Origin of the sequence: Streptomyces sp. NPDC088097, from assembly GCF_044741845.1 — a bacterium.
In the GTDB taxonomy this organism is placed as follows: Bacteria; Actinomycetota; Actinomycetes; order Streptomycetales; family Streptomycetaceae; genus Streptomyces.
Genome location: NZ_JBIUTJ010000002.1, coordinates 91,319 through 112,659, shown reverse-complemented (window position 1 = coordinate 112,659; position 21,341 = coordinate 91,319). Strand labels below are relative to the sequence as shown.

General features: G+C 71.7%; 14 protein-coding genes. 8 read left to right on the top strand and 6 right to left on the bottom strand.

Annotated elements, in window-relative coordinates; genetic code table 11:
* Positions 1–165: 165 nt before the first annotated feature.
* Positions 166–1,746: a GMC oxidoreductase gene (locus tag ACIOD1_RS06565; RefSeq protein ID WP_401900635.1), complete on the top strand. Its 1,581-nt coding sequence runs from the start codon at positions 166–168 to the stop codon at positions 1,744–1,746.
* Positions 1,747–1,848: 102 nt separating this feature from the next.
* Here the strand turns inward: ACIOD1_RS06565 and ACIOD1_RS06560 are convergent, their stop codons facing one another.
* The 5 genes from ACIOD1_RS06560 to ACIOD1_RS06540 form a co-directional block, all read right to left on the bottom strand.
* Entirely contained in the window at positions 1,849–3,615 is a 1,767-nt protein-coding gene (locus ACIOD1_RS06560; protein WP_401900633.1) for a cation:proton antiporter, read from the bottom strand.
* Positions 3,616–3,722: 107 nt separating this feature from the next.
* A complete protein-coding gene (locus tag ACIOD1_RS06555) occupies positions 3,723–4,742 on the bottom strand; it encodes a cytochrome d ubiquinol oxidase subunit II (protein WP_401900631.1) in 1,020 nt (339 codons plus the stop codon).
* Positions 4,739–6,202 carry a cytochrome ubiquinol oxidase subunit I gene (locus ACIOD1_RS06550; protein WP_401900629.1) on the bottom strand — a complete coding sequence of 488 codons (1,464 nt, stop codon included), beginning with the start codon at positions 6,200–6,202 and terminating at the stop codon, positions 4,739–4,741. The genes ACIOD1_RS06555 and ACIOD1_RS06550 overlap by 4 nt, the downstream gene beginning before the upstream one ends.
* A complete protein-coding gene (locus tag ACIOD1_RS06545; protein ID WP_401900627.1) occupies positions 6,199–7,572 on the bottom strand; it encodes an NAD(P)/FAD-dependent oxidoreductase in 1,374 nt (457 codons plus the stop codon). Before ACIOD1_RS06545 ends, ACIOD1_RS06550 begins: the two co-directional genes overlap by 4 nt.
* 7 nt (positions 7,573–7,579) lie before the next feature.
* On the bottom strand, positions 7,580–8,374 hold the full coding sequence (locus ACIOD1_RS06540) for an SDR family oxidoreductase (protein WP_401901375.1): 795 nt from the start codon (positions 8,372–8,374) through the stop codon (positions 7,580–7,582).
* A gap of 744 nt (positions 8,375–9,118) precedes the next feature.
* On the opposite strand from ACIOD1_RS06540, the gene ACIOD1_RS06535 reads away from it, so the two are divergent.
* From ACIOD1_RS06535 to ACIOD1_RS06525, 3 genes are all read left to right on the top strand, one after another.
* A complete protein-coding gene (locus tag ACIOD1_RS06535; protein ID WP_401900625.1) occupies positions 9,119–10,477 on the top strand; it encodes a chloride channel protein in 1,359 nt (452 codons plus the stop codon).
* A gap of 203 nt (positions 10,478–10,680) precedes the next feature.
* Positions 10,681–11,775, top strand: a complete 1,095-nt coding sequence (locus tag ACIOD1_RS06530) for a glutamate--cysteine ligase (protein WP_401900623.1) — start codon at positions 10,681–10,683, stop codon at positions 11,773–11,775.
* Positions 11,776–12,237: 462 nt separating this feature from the next.
* Positions 12,238–13,668: a DUF2252 domain-containing protein gene (locus tag ACIOD1_RS06525; RefSeq protein ID WP_401900621.1), complete on the top strand. Its 1,431-nt coding sequence runs from the start codon at positions 12,238–12,240 to the stop codon at positions 13,666–13,668.
* A gap of 883 nt (positions 13,669–14,551) precedes the next feature.
* On the opposite strand, the gene ACIOD1_RS06520 is transcribed toward ACIOD1_RS06525, so the two are convergent.
* Positions 14,552–18,238, bottom strand: coding sequence for a BTAD domain-containing putative transcriptional regulator (locus tag ACIOD1_RS06520; protein ID WP_401900620.1), 3,687 nt, complete (start codon positions 18,236–18,238; stop codon positions 14,552–14,554).
* Positions 18,239–18,358: 120 nt separating this feature from the next.
* Between ACIOD1_RS06520 and ACIOD1_RS06515 the strand changes: the two genes are divergently transcribed.
* The 4 genes from ACIOD1_RS06515 to ACIOD1_RS06500 all read left to right on the top strand — a co-directional run bounded on the left by ACIOD1_RS06515 (position 18,359) and on the right by ACIOD1_RS06500 (position 21,339).
* Complete coding sequence (locus ACIOD1_RS06515) at positions 18,359–19,066, top strand: hemerythrin domain-containing protein (RefSeq protein WP_401900619.1); 708 nt, start codon at positions 18,359–18,361, stop codon at positions 19,064–19,066.
* Positions 19,067–19,113: 47 nt separating this feature from the next.
* Positions 19,114–19,548, top strand: coding sequence for a DUF4267 domain-containing protein (locus ACIOD1_RS06510; RefSeq protein WP_401900617.1), 435 nt, complete (start codon positions 19,114–19,116; stop codon positions 19,546–19,548).
* 46 nt (positions 19,549–19,594) lie between these two features.
* Positions 19,595–20,095, top strand: coding sequence for a cupin domain-containing protein (locus ACIOD1_RS06505; RefSeq protein ID WP_401900615.1), 501 nt, complete (start codon positions 19,595–19,597; stop codon positions 20,093–20,095).
* A 65-nt stretch (positions 20,096–20,160) separates the two neighbouring features.
* Complete coding sequence (locus ACIOD1_RS06500) at positions 20,161–21,339, top strand: barstar family protein (protein ID WP_401900613.1); 1,179 nt, start codon at positions 20,161–20,163, stop codon at positions 21,337–21,339.
* Positions 21,340–21,341: the final 2 nt, after the last annotated feature.

Sequence of the window (21,341 nt, the reverse complement as noted above, 5' to 3'; positions counted from 1 at the left end):
GCGAACCGCCGCTCTGCGAGGAGGCGGGCCGCTGGTCGTTTCTCTGCGTGACCGAACAACTGCGACCCCCCCGGGGGCCGCCGGCTCGCCCGTCGTCCCCATGGCCGTCCTTTGACCTACCGATCCACCGGCAGACCCCACTCCGACGACACCGAGGTAGCCGCCATGGCCGACGACCCGCATTACGACGTCATCATCATCGGCACCGGAGCAGGCGGAGGCACCCTCGCCCACCGCCTCGCCCCCACCGGCAAGCGCATTCTGATCCTCGAACGCGGCGGCTTCCTCCCCCGCGAGCGCGACAACTGGGAGTCGACCGCTGTATTCGTCAGGGGAAAATACCGGGCTCCCGAGTTCTGGTACGACAAGCACGGCGACCAGTTCCCGCCCGAGGTCAACTACTACGTCGGCGGGAACACCAAGTTCTACGGCGCAGCGCTGTTCCGCCTGCGCCCCGAGGATTTCGGCGAGTTGCGCCACCACGGCGGCATCTCCCCGGCCTGGCCGATCCGGTACGAGGACCTGGAGCCCTACTACACCCAGGCCGAGCACCTCTACCTCGTACACGGTCACCACGGCGAGGACCCCGGTGAGGGGCCGGTCAGCGCCCAGTACGCCCACCCGCCGGTGCTGCACGAGCCTCGGATCCAGCAGCTCAGCGACGACCTGGAGAAGCACGGTCTGCACCCCTTCCACCTGCCGATCGGCGTGAACCTCACCCAGGACGCCAAGGGTGGCGCGACCCACGGGAGCGTGTGCATCCGCTGCAACCGGGTGGACGGATTCCCCTGCCTGGTCCGCGGCAAGGCCGACGCCCAGGTGATCTGCGTCGAGCCGGCGTTGGAGTACGAGCACGTGCGCATGGTCACCGGTGCCAACGTCCGGCGGCTGGAGACCGGCCCCACCGGACGCACCGTCAACGGCGTGGTCGCCGAGATGGAGGACGGCTCCGAGGCCCGCTTCCGCGGCGACATCGTGGTGGTGGCCTGCGGGGCGGCGAACTCCGCCGCACTGCTGCTGCGTTCGGCGAACGAACATCACCCTCGCGGCCTGGCCAACAGCTCCGACACGGTCGGCCGCCACTACATGCGACACAACAACCTGGCGCTGATGGCAGTTTCGAAGGAGCCGAACGACACGCAGTTCCAGAAGACGCTCGCGCTGAACGACTGGTACCTCGGAGCGGACGACTGGGACTTCCCGCTCGGCGGTATCCAGATGCTGGGCAAGTCGGATGCCGACCAGATCAAGGGCGAGGCACCGCACTGGGCCGGACTGGCCTCGCCCGACATGCCGTTCGAGGTGCTGGCCCACCACGCGGTGGACTTCTGGCTGTGCGGCGAGGATCTCCCCCTGCCGGAGAACCGCGTCACCTTGGACGGCAACGGCGACATCCACCTCACGCTGGACGAGAAGAACAACATCGAAGGACTGAAGCGGCTGCAGCACAAGCTGCGCGGCATGCTCGGCCAGCTCGGCATGCATCCGCACCACCTGCTGCCGCACAGCCTCTACCTTCACAAGGGCATGCCGATCGGCGCGACTGCCCACCAGGCCGGCACCGTGCGCTTCGGCACCGACCCGCAGACCTCCGCGCTCGACGTCGACTGCAAGGCCCACGACCTCGACAACCTCTACGTCGTGGACACCAGCTTCTTCCCGAGCATCGGCGCCGTGAACCCGTCGCTGACGGCCATCGCCAACGCGATGCGCGTCGGCGACCGCATCGCCGAGCGGATTCGCTGAGGGACATCCGCACAGCCGTCGGTCATGGCGGCAAAGGCACGTTGCATGCCGAATGGCCGTGCCTGCACGCGGGCATCGGGCAGCGAGTCCTCCCGCGGCGCACTACGGCGGGGACTTGGCCGGAGGTCTCAGAAGGATGGCGATGTCGCCGCCGCCCGGTGTCGGCGCGCCGGCCTCGGTGGCGGCGCTGATCTGTCCGTCCGGCCCTACCAGGAACAGCATCTCGTGTCCGGCCGGAATGCCCTCGTCGACCCGGTGGGTAACGATGCGGGCGCCATCCGCGTACCGGCGGGCCAGTTCTGGCCGGTTGAGGCCACGGCCGAACAGCGCCTCGCTGCCGGTGCAGGGGGCGACCACGCCGTGGCTGCGGGTCGGCGGCGCCAGGCAGTGGACGGGGCCCTCCACAGTCTCCTTGAGGGTCGTGAACGCGAGGGCGTTGAAGTCGTCCTCGTCGGTGAGCAGCAGTACGTCCGTAATTCCTTCGCGTTCGGCGCCGACGCCGGTGGCGGCGCCGAGCAGTTCACCGGGGGCCAGGTCGAGGCCGGCGTCGGTGATGCTGCGGCGTTGGCCGTCGGGGCCGGCCCACAGGAGCACGTCCAGGCCCGCGGAGCGCAGGGCGCGCCCCAGTTCGACCACCCAGGGGTCGCCGCCGACCAGGAGTGGTCGGGAGCGGGCCGAGCGTCGCACGTCGAGCCGACGGGCTACCGGGATCGCTGTCAGGCCGTACACCATGACGGTGGCGACGATCACCGCGAAGGTGGCGGGAAGGATCTTCTGTGCGCCACCGATGCCGGCCTGGACGAGGGAAACGGAGAAGGTGGAGGCGGTGGCCGCGGCGACGATGCCGCGCGGCGCCATCCAGCCGATGAACCATCGCTCCCGGTAGGGGACGTCGGTGCGGGCGGTGGAGAGCACCGCCACCAGAGGTCGGACCACCAGGACGAGGGCGGCGACCAAGCCGATGGTGGGCAGCGCCACGTGGCGCAGGGACTGCGGGGTGACGGTGGCCGAGATGGAGATGAACAGCAGGCCGATGATCAGCGAGACCAGCGCCTCGAAGAAGGGCCGGCGGGCGGGCATGTCCAAACCGGGCAGGTTGGCCAGTGCCACCCCCATGACGACGGCGGCGATCAGGCCGGTGTCGTCGCGCAAGGCGTCGCAGGCCGCTGCCACCGAGACCACCGCGGCGAGCTGCACCGTCGTGCCGAGTACTTCGTCGAGGGCGAGGTGGCGCAGGAGCTGCCAGAGCAGAGCGGCTCCGGCGGCGCCGCCGGCCAGCCCGAGTGCTGCGCTGCCGAAGAACGTGGCGAGCTGGCTGGCGAGGCCGTGTTGTCCGCTGGCCATGACGCCGTGGAAGACGAACGCTCCGAGGATGCCTCCGAGCGGGTCGATCAGCGAGCCCTCCCAGACGAGGATGCGTTGCAGCCGTTCGCTCGGGCGGACGAACTTGAGCAGCGGTCCGACGACGGTCGGGCCGCTGACCACGAGGATCGCGCCCAGCATCAGAGCCGCGCTCAGCGACATGCTCATGATGGGGACGGCGAGGAGCGCCGCCGACACGAAGGTGATCAGTGCGCCGAGCCAGATGAGCCTGACCACGACCGTGCGGGTGTGGCCTTTGAGAAGGTGCAGGTCCAGGCCGAGCCCGGCGTCGTAGAGGATCACTGCGACGGCGAGCGAGACCAGCGGGGAGAACGCGTCGCCGAGCAGCTTCTCGGGGTTGACGTCGTCGGTCAGGACGCCGGCGATGAATCCGGCCGGCAGCAGCAGGAGGATCGCCGGCACCCGCAGCAAGTTCGCCAGGAGCTGGCATCCCACGGCAAGGGCCACGACCATCCCGACGCCGATCAGTACCTGGCTCGATGTCATTGCGGCCCCTCCCGGTATGCCATGCCGGACGTGACCGTGCTAACCGGTGATCTGATGGACGCCGCGGCCGTCGGGAACCGACGTTGTCCGCTCGCCGCGGTGAGTCGTCATTGGGTTACGTCCTCGTCGGTGAGGGGTTCCAGCACACCGTGGGTGTCGAGGCGGTACAGGACGACCAGCGCGGGGCCGATCAGTACCAGGGCGACGACCGCGACGATGAGCATCCATTGCAGCGGGGCGCTCGCGCCGGCGGCCTGCTGAACGGTCAGCGAGGTGGGCACCAGGTAGGGCCGCTGGGCGAATCCCCAGGCGGCGACGAGCAGTGCCACGACGGCGACCGAGGAGTACCGCGCCCACCCTGCGGCCTTGCCGGCCACCAGCCAGGCGGTCACCGCCAGAGCCACCACGGCGAGAAGGAGGAGGACGAGCCCGGCGCCGTGGGTGAGTCCGTGATGGACGTACGAGGCGCGGGGGTCGGTCACGGTCAGGCCGAGCACGCCGACGATCAACAGTGCGCCGCCGCTGATCCATGCCCGGAGCCGGAAGTAGCCCATCAGGTCGGCGGCGTCGAACCGGCGGGCGTCCACGGTGAGGAACACCGCGCCGAGGAAGGCGGTGGCCGCCACGGTGACGAGTCCGGCCATGATCGAGGTGGTGTTGGCCCAGGCGTGGGCCGTGGCGGGGGTGCCGGGTGCGACTCGCCCGGAGGCCACCGAGCCGATGGCCGTTCCCAGGAAGAACGGCGTGAGCAGGGACGAGACGGCGAACATGGCGCCGTAGATCCGGCGTCCGGCGAGTCCCCGGGTGGGCTTGCGCAGCGCGAACCCGGCACCGCGCAGCACCATGCCGATGGCGGCGAGTGCCAGGGGCAGCCAGAGTGCGGTGAACACCGTCTGGAAGAACACCGGGAATCCGGTCCACATCAGGATGAACGCGAAGATCAACCAGACGTTGTTGACCTCCCAGACCGGGGCCATGGCATGGTCGATCAGCCAGCGGGCTCGTTTGCCGCGCTCGGCCCCACCCGCCAGCAGATCCCAGAATCCGGCGCCGTAGTCGACTCCTCCGCCGCAGGCGTAGGCGGCGATCACGAGCAGCAGGATCCAGGCGACGATGCTCGCGGTCACAGTTCGCTCCCGGGGTCTCGACGGGTACCTGGTGCGCCCGCGGCCGTCTCCGGACGGGGACCGTACGGCGTGTCCGTCTCCGGGGCATCAGAGAGCACGCGCGCGGATTCCGCGTCGGCGAGCCGCCAGCGGGTGCGCATCTTGAGCAGCACGCCGAGGAACGCGCCGAAGATCAGTACGTAGATCACGACTACGAGGCCGAACATGATCCACAGGGAGGAGGCTGGGGTACTGGTCACCGCCTCGGAGACCCGCATGTTCTGGTAGACGATCCAGGGCTGGCGCCCCACCTCGGTCATGACCCAGCCGCACTCCACGGTCACGATGCTCGCGGCGCCGGCCATGGCCGCGCACCGGAAGAACCACCGCGACTTCGGCAGGTCGCGGTGCCTCCACCAGCACCAGGCGTACCAGAGCGCCAGCAGGATCAGCACACTCCCGATGGTCGCCATGATGTCGAAGGCCCAGTGCGCGATGGTCGCCTGGGTGGCTGTGGGGCGGTCGGAGGCGGGTACCGAGCTCAGCCCGGTGACCTTCGTATCGGGACTGAAGCCGGCCAGGATGGAGTCCAGCTGGGGGATCTTGAGCCCGCCCTTGACACTGCCGTCCTCCTGTAGCCGGCCGAACAGGTACTCGGGCACGTGGGTGTCGGTCTTCCAGACCAGCTCCGCGGCGGCGAACTTGATCGGCTGTTTGAGGAAGACCTGCCGCGCGATGTTGTCGCCCAGAATGAACTGCACGGGGGTGAGGATCGTGGCGATGGTGAACGGCACGGTGAAGCCGAGGCGGTGGTAGCGGTCGCGACGGCCGCGCAGCCAGCCGACCGCGTACACGCCGGCCACCACGTAGCCGGCGGTGAGGAACATCGCGACCACGAAGTGCCAGTACTGCGGGCCGAACATCGGGGTGAAGATGGCCTGCTGGACGTTGACGTTCACGGGCCGGCCGTCGGCGTCGAGGGTGAAGCCCTGCGGGGTGTTCATCCACGAGTTGGCGGCGATGATGCCGAAGGCGCCCATCAGCGCCGCCAACGGCATCGGGACGCCGAGCCAGAAGTGCGTTTTCGGCTTCAGGCGGCGCCAGCCGTAGAGGTAGATGGCGATCAGGATCGCTTCAAGGAAGAAGGCCCACGCCTCGATCCCGAAGCCGAGACCGAAGACATCGCCCCAACGGCCCATCATGCCCGGCCAGAGCAGCCCGAACTCGAAGGAGAGCACGGTGCCGGTGACGATGCCGATGGCGAACTGGACGGCCATCACCGCGGACCATCGACGGGCCAGCAGCAGCGCCACCGGGTCGGACGTGCGCAGGCCCCGGTAGTGCATGACCAGGGTGATGAAGGGCAGCGCCACTCCCAGTGGCACCAGGATGATGTGCGAGGCCAGGGTGAACGCCATCAGCTGCCGTGCGGGCAGAAGTTGTGCGGGGGCATCCGCCAAGAGGTGTGCCGTGGTGCTCATACGGGTCTCCGTGGCTCGTTCCGGGTGACCGCGGGGTCGGCCGGTGGGCTGGACGGGGAGAGGGGCGGGGCAGCCGTGGCGTCCGGGTCCGCCGCGGTGAAGGCGCGCTCGCGACGCGAACCGGAGGCGAAGACCACGGCCCAGCTGAGCAGGGCGCCCGCCCGGCTGCGGAAGCCGGTGAGAAAGACGATGTGGATGAACAGCCAGATGAGCCAGCCGATCAGCCCGGAGGCGTGGAAGCGGCCCATCTTCACCACTGCCCTGCCACGCGAGATGTAGGCCGCACTGCCGAGGTCCAAGTACCGGAAGGGTCGGGGCTCACGGGTCCTGCCCTCGACGGAATGTCGGATCCGGCGGCCCGCGTAGGCACCGCTCTGCATCGCGACCTCGGCGAGGCCCGGCAGCTTGTCCAGGCTCATCAGGTCGCCGACCACCCGGAGCTCCGGATGGCCGGCGATGGTGAGGTCGGGCTGGACGCGGATGCGGCCCGCCCGGTCCTGCTCGGCGCCCGTCGCCCGCGCCAGCGCCGTCGCCAGCGGTGGTGCCTCGACCCCGGCGGTCCAGAGCACCGTGCGCGCCTCCACCCGGTCGCTGCCGCCGTCCTTGCGGCTCACCGTCAGTCCCTTGTCGTCGACCCGGGTGACGATCGACCGCAGGTGGACCTCGACGCCGAGGTCGTCCAGGGTCCGGGCGGCGCGGCGGGACAGCACCGGTCCGAAGGCGCCGAGCACTCCGTCCGAGCCGTCGAAGAGCAGGACCCGGGCCTGGCCGGGGTCGATGGTGGAGAACTCCCGTTCCAGCGTGTGGCCGGCGATCTCCCGGATCTGCCCGGCCAGCTCGACCCCGGTGGGGCCGCCACCCACCAGGGCGAAGGTGAGCCACTGCGCGCGCTCCAGCGGATCCGTGCTCGCCTCAGCCATCTCGAACGCCTGGTAGATCTTGGTCCGTACGGCCAGCGCGTCCGCCAGTGTCTTCATGCCGGGCGCGTACGACGCGAATTCGTCGTGCCCGAAGTACGACTGCCGTACGCCGATCCCCACGATCAGATCGTCGTAGGGCAGCTCCAGCGAGCCGCCGTCAGGTCTCCGCGCGTGGACGACCCGCCCGGCGACGTCCACGTCGGTGGCCGTCGCCAGTACGCACCGCACCTGGGGGTGGCGGCGCAGGACCGCCCTCAGCGGCTGGGCGATCTGCCCCTCGGAGAGGATGCCGGAGGCGCACTGGTACAGCAGCGGCTGGAACAGGTGGTGGGCGCAGGGGTCGACCAGGGTGACCGCGACGGGGGCGCTGCGCAGAGCCCGCACGGCGAAAAGGCCGGCGAAGCCGCCGCCGAGGATCACCACCCGGCGGGGCCTGACGTGATCGTCCACGGTTCGGTCAGCCTCCGGTGGCGAAGCCGGGGAAGAGCGTCATTCCGCCGTCGACGTAGAGGGTGGTACCGACGACGTAGTCCATCAGATCGGAAGCCAGGACGGTCACGGCGTTGGCGATGTCCTCGGGGTCACCCACACGTCGGTAGGGAACCAGTCGCAAGAGATCGGCCTCGGCCTCGGGGGTGTCCCAGGCACTGCGGTTGATGGGAGTGCGGATCGCGCCGGGCGCGACCGCGTTGACCCGGATCCCGCTGGGCGCGAGTTCCTGCGCCAAGGTCTGCATCAGCATCAGCACGCCGCCCTTGGAGGAGGCGTAGTTCACGTGGCCGGACCACGGGATGAGCTGATGAACCGAGCTCATGCAGACGATCTTCCCGGCCGAACGGGAGACCTCCGGTACGACGCCCCGACGGATGAACTCCTTGGCCGCCTCCCGGGCGCAGAGGAACTGCCCGGTGAGGTTGACGTCCAGCACCTTCTGCCATTGGGCGACGGTCATCTCGGTGACGGGGGCGTCACGCTGCAGCCCCGCATTGGCCACCATGATGTCGATGGTGCCGAACTCCTCGACCATGCGGTCGACCATCCCGACGACCTGGTCCTCCTGGGAGACGTCCGCCTGGTGCGCGTACGCCCGCACCCCGAAGGACTTGATCTCCTGGACCACTTCCTCAGCCGCCTCCGGCCCGAAGACGTAGTTCACGACGACATCGGCGCCCGCTCGGCCCAGACCGATCGCGGTCGCCTTGCCGATACCGGAGTTCGCGCCGGTTACCAGGGCCTTCTGGCCCCGGAGAATCGCCGGCACCGGCCGTCGCCCCTCGTCCACAGCTGAGCTCACCGATCTCTCCCGTCGCTGGCCATATGCAGACCCCGGGGGACAACACTTCCCGGCGTCGACCTGCGCGAGGGCGGGCGGCTCGCCCAGGTCGGCCATACGGGGCGGTGGTGTCCCTCGAACGACGCAACGAGGCCGGCTGGTTCACTCAGACGGCGGGGGGGGCGGCTCGACCACGAGAAGGCGCTCCGACCGCGTGCGGACCGGCACGGAAACATCTGGACGAATAGCATCTGCGCGTACGCGTTCGAGCCCCGGCCGCACCAGGCCGAACCACTGTGCCCTTCGGGCGCCCGCCGACATTCCAGCTGCCGGTCAAGCCGAGCACATGACGCGGGACACCCCCCCCTGCTGCACTCCCGCCGCCGTAGGGGGCCCGGCGAACGCGTCCGGTGACGCCTCCAAATTCCACGGATGAGGGAACCCGCGGGGCCGGTGTAGCCCCCACCAACGGGGCTGAGGCCACGCCCACAATCCCTTGTGCGCCGCCTGCTTGCCACGACCGACGGACCGCGCCGACGGCGCGGGACCGATCGGGTGAACCTCCCGGCGGGGTTTGGGCCGGCCGAGTGACCGTCACACCGACGCCGAACGGCAGCGGTGCGCACGCCAGGTGCGCAGCGATGCCACGTGGTATCACGTCGGGCAGACGCCGGTGAATCACCACGTTTCCGACGGACATCGATGCCGAGGAGTTGATTCGCAATGTCGGCCGATAGTCCCGTCGGAGCACCGGGGGCGTCATCGACTGATCCCTTCGCCCAGGTCAGGACTCGCGGCTACATCGGGCTCCTGATCATGGCGGCGGTGCTCGGAGTGCCGATCTCCGCAGGCGCGTACGGCTTCCTCGCGCTGGTCGATGCGCTCCAGCCCTGGACCTACACCGCCCTGCCCAAGGCGCTGGGTTTCCGGGGGACCCCACCCTGGTGGCCCCTTCCACTGCTCGCCGTGGCAGGACTGCTGGTCGGAGTGACCATCCGCTACCTTCCCGGGATCGGCGGCCACAAGCCGGCCGAGGGGCTGTCGACGGCGGGCCCGCCGAAACCGCGTGAGCTTCCCGGAGTCCTCCTCGCGGCCGTGGCCACGCTGGGCCTCGGCGCGGTCCTCGGGCCCGAGGCGCCGCTCATCATGCTCGGCAGCGGCGTCGCCCTCTGGCTGGTACGCCTGCTCAAGCCGGACATGCCCCCGCAGGCCGGGGCCGTCGTCGGAGCCACAGGAAGCTTCGCAGCGGTCAGCACCCTGCTCGGGTCCCCCATCACCGGTGCCTTCCTGCTCATGGAGGTGTCGGGGGTCGGCGGGCCGATGCTCGGGGTCGTGCTGGTGCCGGGCCTTCTCGCCGCCGGCATCGGTTCGCTCGTCTTCATCGGCCTGGACAACTGGACCGGTCTCGGTACTTTCTCGCTGGCCATTCCGGACGTGCCACACGCCAACTCGCCCACCGTCGCCGAATTCGGCTGGGCACTTGTCATCGGACTCGCGATGGCCCTCGTCGGCACGGGCATCCGACGGCTCGCCCTGTGGCTGCAGCCGCGCGTCGAACGGCGCCTGCTTCCCGCCACCGTACTGATGGGCCTGGTGATCGGCGGGCTCGCCATCGCCTACGCCCAGGGCACCGGGAAGGCCGCGACCGAGGTGATGTACTCGGGGCAGAGCGCTCTGGGCCCGCTGCTCGCGAACAGCGCCGATTACACCGTCGGCACGTTGACGCTTCTCGTGGCCTGCAAGGGGCTGGCGTACTGCGTCTCGTTGAGCGCCTTCCGGGGCGGCCCCATCTTCCCCGCGATGTTTCTGGGGGCGGCGGGCGGGATCGCCATGTCGCACCTTCCAGGGCTGCAGCTCATCCCGGCGTTCGCCATGGGCATCGGGGCCATGTCGGTCACCATGCTTAGGCTCCCGTTGACGTCGGTGCTGCTGGCCACCCTGTTGCTGGGATCGCAGGGCCTCACCGTCATGCCTCTGGTCATCGTCGCGGTGGTGGTCGCCTACGTCGTGATGCTCAGGCTCAGCCCGCCTCCGACCGGCAGGTCCCAGGCCGGCGCTCGGACAGGCCCTGCCCCGGCATGACGCACCGCAGGAGTTGCCGGCCGGCGTCGCAGTAGAAGACGCACAGGATCCCCTGCGGACACGAACGGGCCGGCCGCTGACCGTGGGGCCGAACGTCCTCGTCCCCGCTCCACCGCCGAGCGCTCGCGCACTCACGAGGGGCCATCGGTGCCGTGGTGGCCCTTTAGGTGGGTGATCACTGCGGGTTCGGGGTACCACCCAGCATGATCACTGTTGGGGTCGAAGAGGAGTACTTGCTGGTCGACCCGGAGACACTCCTTCCCACACCGCTCGTGCAGGAGGTGCGTGCCACGGCCCGCCTGGCACCCATCGCGGAAGAGCGAGAGGTCCAGGACGAGCTGCTGCAGGCTCAGATCGAAGTCGCCACCCCCGTGTGCACGGCTCTCGAAGAGGTGGGAGGGCATCTTCTGCGGTTGCGTCACGCAGTCGCCTCCGCCGCGCAGGCGAACGGCTGCCGCATCGCCGTCTCCGCCACCTCGCCAGTCAGGAATGCCGTACCCGTACCCATCACCAGCACGGCGAGATATGTGAAGATGCAGCAAGAGGCCCGATTGCTGGTCGACGAGCAGCTGATCTGCGGAATGCACGTCCATGTGGGGATGCCCGACCGCGAGACCGGGGTGGCTGTCCTGAACCGGCTACGCGTCTGGCTTCCCACGCTGCTGGCGATGTCCGCGAACGGCCCCCTGTGGGACGGTCGAGACACCGGCTTCGCCAGCTGGCGCACGATCATCTTCGGCCGCTGGCCGGTCAGCGGCCCACCGCCGCACTTCGCGGGGCTCGCGGACTACGAGGCGCGGGCCGACGAACTGGTGGAATCCGGGCTGATCCCGGACCGGGGGCAGCTGTACTGGCACGCCCGGCTCTCCGAGCGCTACCCGACCATCGAGGTGCGCTGCTGTGACGTGCAACTGGAGGCGGACGACGCGGTCATGCTCGCCAGCGTCGTCCGCGGGCTCGCCGCCACCGCTATCTCCGAGGAAAAGTCGGGAGTCGCTCACACGCCATGCCGACCGGAACTCCTGCAAGCGGCAACATGGCATGCGGCCCGGCACGGGATCAGCAGCACGCTGATGGACCCGAACGGGCGACTGCGAAGCAGCGGGGACGCACTATGCGCGCTCCTGCGGTACATCGGCCCCGCCCTTGAAGACAACGGTGACCACCGCGAGGTGACCTCGCTCGTTCATCGGCTGCTCCAGCGGGGAACGTCGGCCGACCGCCAGCGCCGCGCCCTGGCGGAAGCCGGCCTCCCGGCGGTCGGCGCCCTGATCACCTCAGGAGCCACCACCGCCTGAGTCGCCCGCCGACTGTAACCGGGATGCCCACGGAACCGGGCGTTGCAGGCTCCGCTGGGAATCCTTCGGCCGAGCCGTCCGGATGACGTGCCTGCAAAGCCGGACGCCCCTGGCGGCCCGCGCCGTCGACGAGTTCCGCGGGGCGCAGGGCGGTGAACGGCATCGCGCGGCGCACACGGGCCGCTCGAACCCTGCCCCGCGCGCGGAATCGGGAGGGGTTCTAGAGTTGAAGCAAGGCATGCGGGTGATCTGCGGGCACGCACTGTCACATGTCGTTCACCTGCCCCTTGCAGGATGTGCTGATCTCCCCCGTCGTGGGCACCGCCCGCAGCGTGACGGCCGCCGGCAACACCATCGCGGCACTCGGCACCACCGATGCCGTCGCCGATGCCCAAGGACAGCTCTCGCAGAGCAGGGAGCCGTTCCCGTCCTGTGGGCAGCAGAGCAGGCAGGAGTGCACCGATGTCCCAGAGTGCGACCACCGCGATGCGCGCGGTACCCCACAGCACACCCCAGGAACGCGCGGACCACGGCAAGGAGGCCCGGCGCCGCTCGCCGCGGTCCGGGCACGCCGAGTACCGGCCGTCTCCGGACAGACGGGACCCACTGGCGATACTGGAGGAACAGTCTGCGGCCCGGGTACCCGAGCTGGTCCCCATCCGCTACAGCAGGATGACGGAGTCCCCCTTCCGGTTCTACCGGGGAGCCGCCGCGATCATGGCCTCCGACCTGGCCGGCAGCCCGGACTCGGGAATCACGGCCCAACTGTGCGGGGACGCGCACCTGCTGAACTTCCGGCTGCTGGCCTCTCCGGAGCGTCGGCTGATGTTCGACATCAACGACTTCGACGAGACCCTGCCCGGTCCCTGGGAGTGGGACGTCAAACGGCTGTCGGCGAGTCTCGTCATCGCCGGCCGGGCGAACGGATTCGACGACGCCGAGCGCGCAGGCATCGTGAGCTCTGCCGTGCTCTCGTACCGCGAGGCGATGCGCGGCTTCGCCGGCATGGGCAACCTCGACGTCTGGTACGCGAAGATCGACGCGGACCGCCTCGAAGCCCTGACCACCGGTCGGCTCGGCAAGAGCGGGCGGAAGAAGCTGACCGGTGCCATGGCGAAGGCCCGCACGCATGACACCCTGCAGGTCTTCGACAAACTCACGGAGCTGGTCGACGACCGGCCGAGGATCGTGGCGGACCCTCCACTGCTGGTACCGCTCGCGGACCTGCTGCCGGACGCCGAGCGCAGCACATTCGAGCGCCGGCTCCGCCGGCTGGTCGAACGCTACGGCCTCACGATGGCGAGTGACCGGCGAGCGCTCCTGGAGGACTACCGGCTGGTCGACGTGGCCCGCAAGGTGGTCGGCGTCGGCAGCGTCGGAACCCGCTGCTGGATCCTGCTGCTGCTCGGCCGCGACGGCCAGGATCCTCTCTTCCTACAGGCCAAGGAAGCCGACACCTCCGTGCTCGCCGCCCACATCGGCGCGAGCAGATACCGCAACCAAGGCGAGCGCGTGGTCTCCGGACAGCGGCTGATGCAGGCGGCGAGTGACATCTTCCTCGGCTGGGAGCGGGTGGACGGGATCGACGGAAAGCAGCGCGACTTCTACATCCGCCAGTTGCGCGACTGGAAGGGCATCGCCCTGCCTGAGACGATGTCCCCCGCACAGTTGCAGACGTTCGGCGAGGTGTGCGGCATCACCCTCGCCCGTGCGCACGCGCGGTCGGGCGACCGGATCGCGATCGCCGCGTACCTGGGCCGCAGCGAATCCTTCGACCGGGCGGTCGCCGCATTTGCCGAGGCCTACGCCGATCAGAACGAACGCGACCATCAAGCTCTGGTCGACGCTGTCCACGCAGGCAGGCTGCCCGCACAGGAACTCCCCACAGCCTGACCCAGTCGACACAGCCGGCGCCTGGCCACACCGGGGCCCACCGGTGCTCGCGCCGCACTCGCTCCGGCCCGCCCCGCTACCGGCGATCGAGGCCCGAACCATGAGCCCACGCCGTCAGGTCGAGTTCACGCGGTGCCGGAAATCAGGCCTGGCGGAAAGGGACAATAGCGTGTGGGGAACGGAACCTCGATGATCAGCAGTCTTGGCGGACCACCTGACCAACGAGACTCCGTTGCCCGTGTTCCGACTTGACGCCTGCGCCCCTTGCCACCAGCGGAAATACGTTAACTATCCGGCATTGGGTCAAGGCCCCAGCACTGGCGTCAATGCCGAATCGCGCCACCGCTGTGTGCGGATCAGGGAAGAACGGCAAGACGACCCCCAGACACGCACGGGGCCTGCGGGCTCGTCGGTTCATCGGGCAGCCACGAGCGACCGGCGGACCAAGGTCTCGGGCCAGATGCGGGCACCACCAGTACACGAAGACCCTGCTCTGACCAGCAGGGCATGGGGTCAAGTCACCGTTGCGGAGCGGGCGGCCGGCGACATCGCCCACTGCCGTCACTGAGGTCAGCAACGACGGGACGTGATCGGGACCGATGCTGACCACTTGCTGACCTGGACCCCGAAAGCACGGCTCTGACCTGCGCGAATGCCCAAATACTAGGTGTTGGACTTGAACATGGTGCGCAGCATCGAGGTACTCCTGGATCTAGGCTCCCTGCCTGCGTTTCTGCAGGTCAAGTGCGGTTTTCCCACCCTATTGCACGTCGCGGCCCCGGTCGGCTCCCCGCAGCACCACGGCGACGGAACCAGCCTACGCAACCGCCCGCGCCCACCCTCGGCCGGCGTCGTGTTCGACGGCCGCCGGCCGGCGTCGCGTTCAGGTCCCGGACCGGCCCCACGGGCTGTCCCAGGTCTCGGCGATCTCCGCCGAGCGCGCGAAGTGGCCGGCCGCGTCCGCGTCCCGGCCCAGGAGGGCGGCCAGTTCGCCGAGGGTGTACGCGACCGGCCGGACGGCGACGGTGAAGCCCGAGGACGGCGGCGCCGCGTCCCGGTACGGAAGCAGTTCCGCGTACAGCTCCTTCGCTCCCCGGGACTCGCCCAGGGCCACCAGGGTCATGGCCCGGAAGGTGCCGAACACCTTGAAGAAGTAGTTCGCCGGCAGCGGCCCGCTGCGCGCCAGGACGGCGCGGGCCTCGTCCGGCTCGCCGCCGTGTGCCAGCGCCACGGCCAGGATGTCGCCGGCGAGGGGACCGAACTCGGCGAAGAGGCGGCGCGCCCACGGCACCGCCTCCCCCAGCCGGCCCTCGCTCGCCCGCAGCGTGGTCGTGGCGATGGCGAGGTAGCCGCCGGCGTGCGGGGAGCCCTGCCGGGCCATCCGGGCGGCGGCCCGTCCGTACATCCGGTCGGCGTCCTCGGTCCGGCCCGCGATGTGCGCGAGGGTGGCCAGGACGCTGTCGCCGACCGTCTCGGGCTGGGCCAGGCCGTAGCTCCGCGCGTACGCCACGAACTCCTCCACCAGGGTGTGGACCGCGGCGACGTCCCCCCGGGCGGCGGCGGCCGTGGAGCGTGCGAAGAGCCCGTACCAGCGGTGGTCCGGCAGGTCCCGCTCGGTGGCGAGCTGCTCCAACCGCGCGCCCAGTTCGGCGCGTTCGGGCCACTCCAGGTCGGCGTCGAGTTCCTTGATCAGGGCGGCCAACGACGCCGCCCGCAGCGCCGGATCACCCAGTTCGTCCGCGAGCGCGAGGGCCTCCCGGGCCGCCGCGCGCACCTTCGGGTCGCGGGTGTCGGACAGCTCCGCCGCGTACGCGCCGAGCAGCCGACCCCGGTCGGCCGGCGCCAGACCGGGCCGGACCAGCAGCCCTTCGAGCAACGTCACGACGGGCCGGTCCACGACCCCATAGGGCCGGGTCTGCCACGGGGTCGGGTCCCGCCAGTCCGTGAACGCCCGTACGAGCAGGTCCTCGCGGCCCGCCGCGACCGCGTGCCCGACGGCGGTGCCCCGGGTCGTCCGGGCCGCCGTGACGGCCCCGGCGCGCACCTGGGCGCGGAGCAACCGGCCCAGCAGTTCGGCCCGTTCGGCGTCGCGGTCCGCACCCGGGGTCATCGGGACGCGCTCGAAGCTCGCGACGGCGTCGACGAGCAGGGCGGCGGCGCTCTCGTAGGCGTAGCGGCCCTCGGCGAGCCCGGCCGCCCGCACGCAGTGGGCCACCGCGCGTGCGGCGGTGGCCACGGAGCCGGCCCGGACAAAGTGATGGGCGAGCGAGGACACGTCGTCGGACCCGGCCGCCTCCAGGGCATCGCCGATCCGGGCGTGCATCCGGGTGGCGCGTACCCGGCTCAGGTCGGCCAGCAGGGTGTCGCGGACCAGCGCGTGCGCGAACCGGACGCGGCCCGGCGCGGGTTCACCGAGCAGTCCGGCGAGGACGGCCGCCTCCAGCGCGCCGAGGACCCCGTCCTCATCGGTGTCGGCCGTGGCGACCAACAGGTCGAGGGAGGTCTCCCGACCCGCGACGGCGGCCAGCCGCAACACGCCGACGACCGGCTCCGGCAACCGTGCCAGCCGGCGGCGCAGGACGTCCCGGACCCCCTCGGGCACCTCGGACAGGGCGACGAGGGCGCCCTCGCTGCCCAGCAGGCGGGCGCTCTCGCGGACGTGGAAGGGATTGCCGCCGGTGCGTTCGAAGAGCGCGGTCAGCGTCTCGGGGTCGACCGTCGCGCCGCTCACCGCCCGCACCACCTCCGCGACGGCGCCGGCGGCGAGGCCGGGCAGCGCCACCCGGACCGGGGAGCGGCGGGCCACGGCGGCCAGGGTGTCCGCGAGTCGCCCCTCGACCTCGTCGGGCCGGTACGCGCCGACGAGCAACAGGCGAGCGGGTGGCGGCAGTTCCGCCGTGGCCGCCAGCAGCGCAAGCGTCTCGGGCTCCGCCCAGTGCAGGTCGTCCAGGACCACGCAGACGGGCCGTTCCCGGGCGGCCTCGCACAACCAGGCTCCGACGGCCCGGTGCAGCCGGAACCGTCCGGCGGCGGCGTCCTCGCCGCCGATCCGCGGGGCGGCCGGGGCGACCGGGGCATCGGCGAGCAGGGGTTCCACGACGGGGGCCACCCCGGGCGGGGGCGGGGCCTCGGCCGCGACGGCACGCAGGGCCTCGACCCAGGGCCAGGCGGGCGGGGCGCCCTCGGCGTCGGTGGCGCGGCCGTGGGCGACGAGCCAGCCCTCGCCGCGCAGCCGGGCGCGGAGCCGGCTCAGCAACGCCGACTTGCCGAGCCCGGCCTCACCGGCGACGAGGGCCACGACCGGCCCGCCGGCGAGCGCCCGCTCCGAGGCCCGGCCCAGCGCCGCCAGCTCGGACTCCCGCCCGACGAACAGGGCCTCGGGATCGCCGAACGCCCATGCACCGGGCGCGGATTCGGGTCCGGGCTCGGGTACGGGCCCGGGTCCAGGCTCGGGTCCAGGCTCGGGTACGGCTCCGGCACCCCACTCGGCCCCGCCCCGGACTCCGTACGCCGCTGCGGGCTCGACCGCCGGCCCGACACCACTCCGGGCGACGTGTCGGGCCGGGGCGCCGACGCCGGCTCCGAACCCGCCCCTCGGCAGCGCGGCCGGCGGCGGGCCGGGCGTGGGGCCCGGCGCCGCCGGGGATCGGGTCGGCGGGCGGGCTCCCGCGCCCCTCCCGGGACCTTTGAGGACCGGGCCTCGGCTACCGCGGCCGGGGTCCGGTGTGGCGCTGCGGGCCTCGGGCGTGGCACCGCGAAGGTCGGGCGTGGCGCCGCGAAGGTCGGGCGTGGCGCCGCGGGCCTCCCGTAGCGGTCCGTCCTCTTGGGCCAGGATGGCCCGTTCGAGCGCGACCAGCGCCGCCCCCGGGTCCAGGCCCGCCTCCTCGGCCAGCACCTCGCGCGCCCGCCGCAGCGTCGCGAGGGCATCGGCCTGCCGACCGGCGGCCAGCAGGGCCAGCGCGTGCAGCCGCCACCCCTCCTCACGCAGGGGCTCCTCACGGGTGAGGAGCGCCGCTTCGGCGACCGCCCCCGAGGGATCCGGTGCGCGCAGTCCCGCCCGGATCTTCAACTCCCGCGCTTCGGACCGGAGTTCGTCGAGCCGCAGGATCTCGGCATGGCTCCACCGCTCGTCGGCCGCGTCCGCGTACGCGGACCCCCGCCACAGCGCCAGCGCCTGCTCCACCAGGGCCCGTGCCTCCTGCGGGGCCTCGTCGAGCCGCGCGCGGGACGCGCCGAGCAACCGCTCGAAGCGCCAGGCGTCGACCCCGTCGTCCGGCAGCCGCAGCGCGTACCCGGGGGGCGAACTCACCAGCAGCCGCGCCGCCGCCCGCGGGGCCCGGCCCGGCTCCAGCAGGCGGCGCAGGTTGGACACGTAGGCCTGGAGCGAGGCGACCGCCCGCGCGGGGGCGGCGCCCTGCCAGAGCTCCTCGATCATCCGGTCGACGGACACGACGCGGCCCCGCGCGGAGACCAGCAGGGCCAGGACGGAGCGCTGCCGGTGGCCGCCGAGCGGCAGGGGTTCACCGTCCCGCTCCGCCTCGAAGCTGCCGAGTACGCGTATGTACACCATGACGCGGTCCAACCTAGGCCCGGAGCCCACGACTCCGCCCCACTGGTCCCGTGTGACGCTCCCCCGACCTTCCAAGTCCCTTCCAAGAGCGTTCCATGAGCCGGCCGCCAGTCTCTTCCCATGAAGACGACGAGGACGACCCCGAGGCAGCCGGCGCCCACCACGGCCCCGACTCCGGCCCCCCGCCCCGACACCCACGAGATGGTGGTCATCCACCGCGGTCTGCGCCGGGAAGCCCGCCTGCTGGTGCGGATGATCGCCGAGGTGGCCCCGGGGGACACCGCACGTGCCCGGGTCCTGGCCGACCACTTCCGCATCTACCGGCTCGGGCTGCACCAGCACCACACCGGCGAGGACGCGTACCTGTGGCCGCCCCTCCTGGCCCGCGTGGACCTGAAGGCCGACGTGGTCCTGCGCATGGAGGCCCAGCACGAGCGGGTGGCCGCGACCCTGGTGGCCGTCGAGGCCGCCGTGACCGCCTGGGAGGCCGGCGCCGGCGAGACCGAACGGGACACGCTGACGGCGCTGCTCGCCGAACACCGGGCCGTCCTGGTGGAGCACTTGGACGAGGAGGAGAAGTCGCTGCTGCCGCTCGCCGCGGAGCACCTGTCGGTGTCCGAGTGGAAGGCGATGGGCGAGCACCTCGTGGCGACCACGCCCAAGCCCGAGCTGCTGTTCCTCCTCGGTGTGGCCCTGGAGGAGGCCGACGCGCAGGAGCGTGCGGCGATGCTCCGCGGGCTGCCCCTGCCGGGCCGGCTGATCTGGCACCTCGTCGGCCGGCCGGCGTACGCCCGGAAGGTCCGTTCCCTGCGCCGGGGCCACCGCTGACCCCTACTCGCCCGCCCCCTCCCCCATCAAACTCCAGGAGAGTCGTCATGACCGTCAAGAAGCTCGCCACCGTCCTCGCCGGCCTCGGGGCCGCGTTCATCCTCTACGTCGGCGTCTCATACCTGATCGCGCCGCAGTCCATGGCCTCCGACTTCGGCGCGCCCACGTGGCCCCGGCACGAGGGCACCGCCTTCCTGGCCGCCAAGGGCGTACGGGACATCGCGACCGGGCTCGTCATCGTGGCCCTCCTGTTCACCGGGCAGCGCCGTGCCCTCGGCTGGGCGATGGCGGCGATCGCCTTCGTACCGCTCGGGGACATGACGATCGTGCTCGGCAGCGGCGGACCGGCCTCGACGGCGTACGGGATCCACGGAGCCACCGCGGCGGCCGTGGCGCTGACCGCGGCCCTGCTGCTGCGCGAGCCGCCCACCGCCGAGGCGCCGACGGGTTCCCGCGCCTCGGCCGGGACCCCCGCCCCCTGACCTCCCGCACCGCCGCCCCGCACGCCCCTGCCGAGGAGACGACGCCATGTCCTTGATCGTGCCCACCTTCGACGACTCCGTGGTCGTCCGGGCCGCCGACGCCGAGACCGTCGGCGCCGCCCCCACCACCCTGCGCCTGCTCGCCGACAGCGGCTCCACCGGCGGCGCCCTGTCCGCCCAGCGGGTGAGCCTGCTCGACGGGGCCAACGGCGCCGCACCCCACCACCACACCCGCTCCGCCGAGCTGTTCTACCTGCTGGACGGCACCGCTCAGCTCCTGTCCGGGGAGCAGGTCGTGACGGCGGAACGCGGCGACCTGGTCATCGTCCCGCCCGGCCTGCCGCACGCCTTCGCGGCGGCCCCGGGCGAGGACGCCGAGATCCTGATCGTCATCACCCCGGGCGTGGAACGCTTCGAGTACTTCCGCCACCTGGCGCGGATCGCCTACGGCAAGGTCCCCCCGGAGTCCCTCCTGGAGGTCCAGGAGCTCTACGACACCTACTTCGCGGAAAGCCCGACCTGGAACCGGACCCGGACCCGGACGTGACACTCCGTCGTGTCCGGTCCGCGCAGTACCGTGGGGCCGGAGGCAGGGTGAGGTTCGGGGGACGGGTGGGCATCGCGGATCACGCGCAGTGGGACCGGGGGTTCCCGGTGCGGTACCTCCTGGTGCAGGAGGACGAGGACGGCGTCGAACGGCTCTGGGGGCGGTGCGCGGGAGTCGAGGGGTTGTTCGTCGACCCGGTCCCGCTGCCCCGGGAGGTCCTCACGCTCCGTGGTTGCGACCCGACCGGCCCCCTGGCCGACGCCCTCGCCGGGCCCGACGTGTCGGGCCGGGGTCTGGGCGACCTGTGCGTCGAGGTCGGGGACGGGGAGCGGCCCGTGCAGTGGTGGACCCTGGTGGACGCGGTCGTGGTGGCCGGGTTGCCACACCCGGGCGACCCCGCGCTGTACGACGTCGTCCTCGGCGCCGGCGTCATCGTCGAGGAGCGGTTCGCCGGGCCTCCCGTCGCGCCGCGCTTCGAGCTGTTCGCGCCCGGGGCGGGCGCGGGCCGGTGCGCCGCCGTGGACGGCCTGTTCGCGCCGCGAGCCGAACCGGCCCCCGTCCCCTTGGAGTTGATCGGCTGCGAGGCCGTGGAGCCGCTGCTCGTGGGGACGCAACGGCCACGCCGGTGGAGCGGCGGGGCGGCCCGTCTCCTGGTCCTGGACCGGCACAGTGCGGTGATGGCCTCCCGCGGCGTGGACCTGGCCGTCAGCGGCGCGCGACCGTCCGTGCTCGGCGCCGGGTTGGAGGACATCACCCTCGCCGACGGCGGCGGGGACCGGCCTCCGCCGGCGGTCCGCCCAGTATGGGAGCACTGGTACCGGGGCGCTCCGACGGAGCCCAACCAGTGGGCGCCGTACGACGCTCGGGGCCGGACCGAGTGGCTGGAACTCACCACCCGCGCCTGGCGGGCGCGCTCGGACGCCCCGGACCGGACCGGTGGTGAGCACCACCTCGACGGGCGGTTCGTCACGGACGTCCCCGGTCTGTACTGCGCGGTCGCCGAGGCCCTCGTGGGGCCCGGCCGCTACTTCGGCCGGGAGTGGAACGCCTTCAGGGACTGTCTGGGCGGCGGTTTCGGTGTCGCCCCGCCCTTCACCCTGATCTGGCACGACTCCGATGTCGTACGCCGCGCGCCCGCAGGCGTCACGGCGGGTGTCACAGCGGGCCCGGACGGCGTCCTCCCCCTCTTCGAGGAGGTCGTGCGCCTCCTCGAACGGGGTGGGGTCACCGTCGTGCTCCGGTGACG

Coding starts and splice junctions, on each gene's coding strand:
- ACIOD1_RS06565 (WP_401900635.1), top strand. CDS start 166: ATGGCCGACGACCCGCATTACGACGTCATCATCATCGGCACCGGAGCA.
- ACIOD1_RS06560 (WP_401900633.1), bottom strand. CDS start 3,615: ATGACATCGAGCCAGGTACTGATCGGCGTCGGGATGGTCGTGGCCCTT.
- ACIOD1_RS06550 (WP_401900629.1), bottom strand. CDS start 6,202: ATGAGCACCACGGCACACCTCTTGGCGGATGCCCCCGCACAACTTCTG.
- ACIOD1_RS06535 (WP_401900625.1), top strand. CDS start 9,119: ATGTCGGCCGATAGTCCCGTCGGAGCACCGGGGGCGTCATCGACTGAT.
- ACIOD1_RS06530 (WP_401900623.1), top strand. CDS start 10,681: ATGATCACTGTTGGGGTCGAAGAGGAGTACTTGCTGGTCGACCCGGAG.
- ACIOD1_RS06525 (WP_401900621.1), top strand. CDS start 12,238: ATGTCCCAGAGTGCGACCACCGCGATGCGCGCGGTACCCCACAGCACA.
- ACIOD1_RS06520 (WP_401900620.1), bottom strand. CDS start 18,238: ATGGTGTACATACGCGTACTCGGCAGCTTCGAGGCGGAGCGGGACGGT.
- ACIOD1_RS06515 (WP_401900619.1), top strand. CDS start 18,359: ATGAAGACGACGAGGACGACCCCGAGGCAGCCGGCGCCCACCACGGCC.
- ACIOD1_RS06510 (WP_401900617.1), top strand. CDS start 19,114: ATGACCGTCAAGAAGCTCGCCACCGTCCTCGCCGGCCTCGGGGCCGCG.
- ACIOD1_RS06505 (WP_401900615.1), top strand. CDS start 19,595: ATGTCCTTGATCGTGCCCACCTTCGACGACTCCGTGGTCGTCCGGGCC.